The sequence below is a fragment of the Methylobacterium sp. A49B genome (genome assembly GCF_053346215.1).
Genome location: NZ_JBKFBO010000115.1, coordinates 1 through 3,963, shown reverse-complemented (window position 1 = coordinate 3,963; position 3,963 = coordinate 1). Strand labels below are relative to the sequence as shown.

Below are 3,963 nucleotides of genomic sequence, written 5' to 3'. Positions count from 1 at the left end.
TCGATCCCCACAGGCCCGCCCCCGAACGAGCGCGCGATCAGACCCAGGTACTTGCGGTCCATCACGTCGAGCCCCGCCCCGTCCACGTCGAGCAGTTGCAGCGCCCGGTCGGCGATCGCCCGCGTCACCGTCTCGGCCTCCGCCACGACCGCGAAGTCCCGCACCCGCCGCAGCAGGCGCCCCGCGATCCGCGGCGTGCCCCGCGCCCGCCGCGCGATCTCGTTGGCCCCCTCCGCCGACATCCCCAAGCCCAGAACCCGCGCGCCCCGCGCCACGATCTGCTCCAGCTCGTCGATCTCATAGAACTCCAGCCGGATCGGGATGCCGAACCGGTCGCGCAGCGGCGTGGTCAAGAGACCCGCCCGCGTCGTGGCGCCCACCAGCGTGAACTTGGGCAGCTCGATCTTGACCGAGCGCGCCGCCGGGCCCTCGCCGATGATCAGGTCGAGCTGGTAGTCCTCCATGGCCGGATAGAGGATCTCCTCCACCGCCGGGTTGAGCCGGTGGATCTCGTCGATGAACAGGACGTCGCGCTCCTCCAGGTTGGTCAGCTGCGCGGCCAGGTCCCCGGCCTTGGCGATCACCGGACCGGAGGTGGAGCGGAAGTTCACGCCCAGTTCGCGCGCCACGATCTGGGCCAGCGTGGTCTTGCCCAGGCCCGGCGGGCCGACAAACAGCACGTGGTCGAGCGCCTGCCCGGTCTTGCGCGCCGCCTCGATGAAGATCTGCATGTTCGCCCGCGCCGCCCGCTGACCGATGAACTCGGACAGGCTCAGCGGACGGATCGTCTGATCAACGTCCTCGGCGCGCTTCTCCGGCGTCAGAAGCGCGTTGGTCGGAGGCTTCGGCTTGCTCATGAACCCTTGCTTCGTGGACCGGATCTCGCAGCCCTGATCGGGGACGATGCCGGAGCGTCGGGGGTCCCGATATCCGGTTTTGTTCCTCCTTACTCGCGAAAACCGGGAAGTCTAAGCGCCGTCGGGGGCGGTGTGGGTGGGCACACCGTGCAACGCCCACGATGAAACCGAATCGGCGGGCCGTGCATTCATGGAACGACCCCCGAAGCATGGCCGCAGAGCGCTTCCCCCACATGATGATCCGTCTGAAAGCTGCTGGCTTGGCCGGCGCGGCTGTTCTTGTCGCCGCATTCGCAGCCCAGGCGGCGAGCGATCCCGGCGAGACCAAGGTCGCGGAGGCCGGCACGCAGGTCCACCCCGCCTCGGCCGACCGGGACGACGATGCCACATGCAGCCGCGCGCGACGCCGCCTCTGGATCGAGGGAGAGGGCTGGGTGGTTCGGCGGATCACCACCTGCCGCTGATCGCCGAACGCTCGCAGGGCGATCCCGCGACGCATCTGCTGGGTATGGTAGGGGGTTTACGCAATCTCCGCGTCTGGAGGAGCGGAACGGCGGGTGCTCCGCTCCGTTCCCAATCATTCCGCCCCAGCCCCCCGCGCGACCCGGTCGCGCCGACGCGCATCGGAGCCGGTCCCATGGCGACCCGGACCATCCTGACTTTACTCGCCCTCGTCGCGGCGATGCCGGCCTCGGCGCAAACCTTTCATAGACCCTTCCCGTACGGCCCCGTTTACGCGGGCAGCGACGGCTTCGCCGGCGACTTCGTGCGCGGAACCTACATCGGCGCCCCGCTGACCAGGGTGCCCCGGCCAACCGAGATCGTCCCGTCCCCCTGGAGCTACGGGACCTACGGCGTTCCCACCGTCACGGGGATCGCGGCCCCGCCCGCGGCGCAGCCGACGCTCACCGTCATCAACGGCGCCCCCGCGACCGGCCGCCGGCGCGTAGGCGCCGCGGAGGATGGGCCGCCGGCCGGCCCGCAGATCGTCACGGTGCGGGTTCCCCGGCGGTGAGCCCCGCAAACCACGCGGCGTAGGGCGTATGGCGCGCCAGCTTGCGGTTGAGGTCGGGCGCGCCGTCGCTCCACCAGACGGGACCCCGCTCACCGAGGGCGACCTTGGCCGCATCCACTTCGGCGCGGGCGGCCGCCAGGGCGGCACCGGCCTCCGGATCGCTTTGCCGCTCCGCGCGCTTGGCGGCCTGGACGGCGCGGCGTGCCGTCATCAGCCGGGCGACCAGGGCCTCGCGACGCTCCGGCGGAAGCGCGGGATTGGCGGTTCGCCACAGGCGGCCGCGAACGACGATGTAGCGCCCGTCCGGTGTGGTTAAGGCCGCGGTCATATTGGAATCCATCCCGTTTGGGGTGAGTTAAGTCTTCTGGCCTAGACCGCGGATATCGTGTTCGGACCGCGCCATGCAGATCGTCATCGTCGATTCGAGCCGCGTCGTGCTCCAGATCATCTCCTCGCTGATCGAACCGCGGGGTCATGCGGTTCATCCCTTCACCGATTCCGCGCAGGCGCTCGAATTTCTCGCCGCGACACCCGCCGTGCGGGTCCTCATCACGAGCCTGGAGGTGCGGCCGCTGTCCGGGCTCGAACTCTGCTGGTCCGCCCGCCTGCTGGCCGAAGAGCGCCGACCGCTGCACGTCATCACCATGTCGTCCGCCCGGAACGTCCGGATCCTGGCCGAAGCCCTCGACAGCGGCGCCGACGACTTCATCGAGAAGCCCCCGAGCGCCGAGGAACTGAACGCCCGGCTGCGCGCGGCCGAGCGCCTGACGACCATGCAGGAGGAACTGATCCGCCTCGCCGAGACGGACCCCCTCACCGGCTCCTATAACCGGCGCGCGTTCTTCAACCGGGCGCGCCAAGCGGCCGAACAGCACCGGCGTCCGGGAGGGATCTCGGCGATCCTCCTCGACATCGATCATTTCAAACGGATCAACGACGAGCATGGGCACGATGTCGGCGACGTGGCGATCAAGGCGGTCGCCGACCTGATCGCCGAGGATGGGATCGCCGGCCGGCTGGGCGGCGAGGAGTTCGCCGTCGTCCTGCCCGGCTGCTGCCTCGTGGAGGCAAGCGCGCGGGCCGAGCGACTGCGCGCCGCCACCCAGAACCGGCGCATCCGCGGCGCCCACGGCACGATCCGGCTGACCTGCAGCTTCGGGGTCAGCACTTGGACCGATGGAGACAGCATCGAGGCCCTGATCAAGCGGGCCGACTTGGCGCTGTACGCAGCGAAGAGCGGCGGACGCAATCGTGTCGTCCCTTATCCGGCCGACGCCCTCGCGGTCGCGAGCTGAGACATCACCATTGCCCCAGAACGGTACGGCCACGTTGGGCAACCGACGGCGCTGTCCCAGATCGGACCGTCGATCAGGTCAGTATCTGCAAGATTGCACCGAATCCGCTGGCATCAAGCTTAATATTCGCCGAACTGCGCTGGAACGAATCTTGGAACTTCGACTTCGAGCCCGGCCATTTGTATCAAGCCGGGAGAGAGAGGTGCGAGGTCATGAGTACGGCCGTTGGCGTCCTGATCCTTGATGAACCGCAGGACCTGAGCGCGACTGTTCGCGCGACACTGGAGCACATGCCCGAGCTCCACACGATCGGCGAGGCGGATCTGGATCGGGCGAACACCGACACGACCGTCGCGCTGATCTTCCTCGACGAGATCCGGCTTGCCGACGGGATCGCCCGCATCGTCGGCCTGAAGGAGCGTCAGCCCAACCTGCGCACGCTGGTGGCCTTCGGCGCGCTCGCGGCGGATGACCTGCGCGCGCTGCTGGCTGCGGGCGTCGACGCGTTCGTGGCGCGCTCGAAGTCGCCCCGGGAACTCGGCGCCGCGCTGCTGGCGCTCGCGGAGGGCTCGGACTGCCTGACACCGCCGGAGCAGCCCGATGCGGCGGCGAGCGAGGCGGCCGACAGCCTGGGCCTCACGCCCCGCGAGGCCGAGGTGCTGCGCTTCCTCAGCTCCGGCTTCAGCAACAAGGAGGTCGCCCGGCGGCTGGCGCTGAGCGTGCGCACCGTCGAGACCCACCGGCTCAACCTGCGCCGCAAGACCCAGACGGGCCGCCTCAAGGATCTGGTCTCGCT

General features: G+C 69.5%; 6 protein-coding genes. 4 read left to right on the top strand and 2 right to left on the bottom strand.

Going from position 1 to position 3,963, the window contains the following annotated elements:
• Window positions 1-857 (bottom strand): Holliday junction branch migration DNA helicase RuvB (ruvB, locus tag ACLBX9_RS21040; protein ID WP_447720307.1); only part of this gene is annotated, 857 nt, incomplete at its 3' end.
• A gap of 233 nt (window positions 858-1,090) precedes the next feature.
• On the opposite strand from ruvB, the gene ACLBX9_RS21035 reads away from it, so the two are divergent.
• Both ACLBX9_RS21035 and ACLBX9_RS21030 read left to right on the top strand, forming a co-directional pair.
• The gene (locus tag ACLBX9_RS21035; RefSeq protein ID WP_447720308.1) at window positions 1,091-1,321 is read left to right on the top strand and encodes a hypothetical protein; all 231 of its coding nucleotides are present in this window, start codon (window positions 1,091-1,093) and stop codon (window positions 1,319-1,321) included.
• Between the two features lie 173 nt (window positions 1,322-1,494).
• Entirely contained in the window at window positions 1,495-1,872 is a 378-nt protein-coding gene (locus ACLBX9_RS21030) for a hypothetical protein (RefSeq protein ID WP_447720306.1), read from the top strand.
• Here the strand turns inward: ACLBX9_RS21030 and ACLBX9_RS21025 are convergent.
• Window positions 1,847-2,200, bottom strand: a complete 354-nt coding sequence (locus ACLBX9_RS21025; protein ID WP_447720305.1) for a hypothetical protein — start codon at window positions 2,198-2,200, stop codon at window positions 1,847-1,849. The genes ACLBX9_RS21030 and ACLBX9_RS21025 overlap by 26 nt on opposite strands.
• A 73-nt stretch (window positions 2,201-2,273) precedes the next feature.
• Between ACLBX9_RS21025 and ACLBX9_RS21020 the strand changes: the two genes are divergently transcribed.
• A complete protein-coding gene (locus tag ACLBX9_RS21020; RefSeq protein WP_447720304.1) occupies window positions 2,274-3,167 on the top strand; it encodes a GGDEF domain-containing protein in 894 nt (297 codons plus the stop codon).
• Window positions 3,168-3,379: 212 nt separating this feature from the next.
• The coding region (locus ACLBX9_RS21015; RefSeq protein ID WP_447720303.1) for a LuxR C-terminal-related transcriptional regulator at window positions 3,380-3,963 on the top strand (584 nt) is incomplete at its 3' end.

What these genes read in the sequence shown, in the direction of transcription:
- ACLBX9_RS21030 (WP_447720306.1), top strand. Translation starts at nt 1,495, where the DNA reads ATGGCGACCCGGACCATCCTGACTTTACTCGCCCTCGTCGCGGCGATG.
- ACLBX9_RS21025 (WP_447720305.1), bottom strand. Translation starts at nt 2,200, where the DNA reads ATGACCGCGGCCTTAACCACACCGGACGGGCGCTACATCGTCGTTCGC.
- ACLBX9_RS21020 (WP_447720304.1), top strand. Translation starts at nt 2,274, where the DNA reads ATGCAGATCGTCATCGTCGATTCGAGCCGCGTCGTGCTCCAGATCATC.
- ACLBX9_RS21035 (WP_447720308.1), top strand. Translation starts at nt 1,091, where the DNA reads ATGATGATCCGTCTGAAAGCTGCTGGCTTGGCCGGCGCGGCTGTTCTT.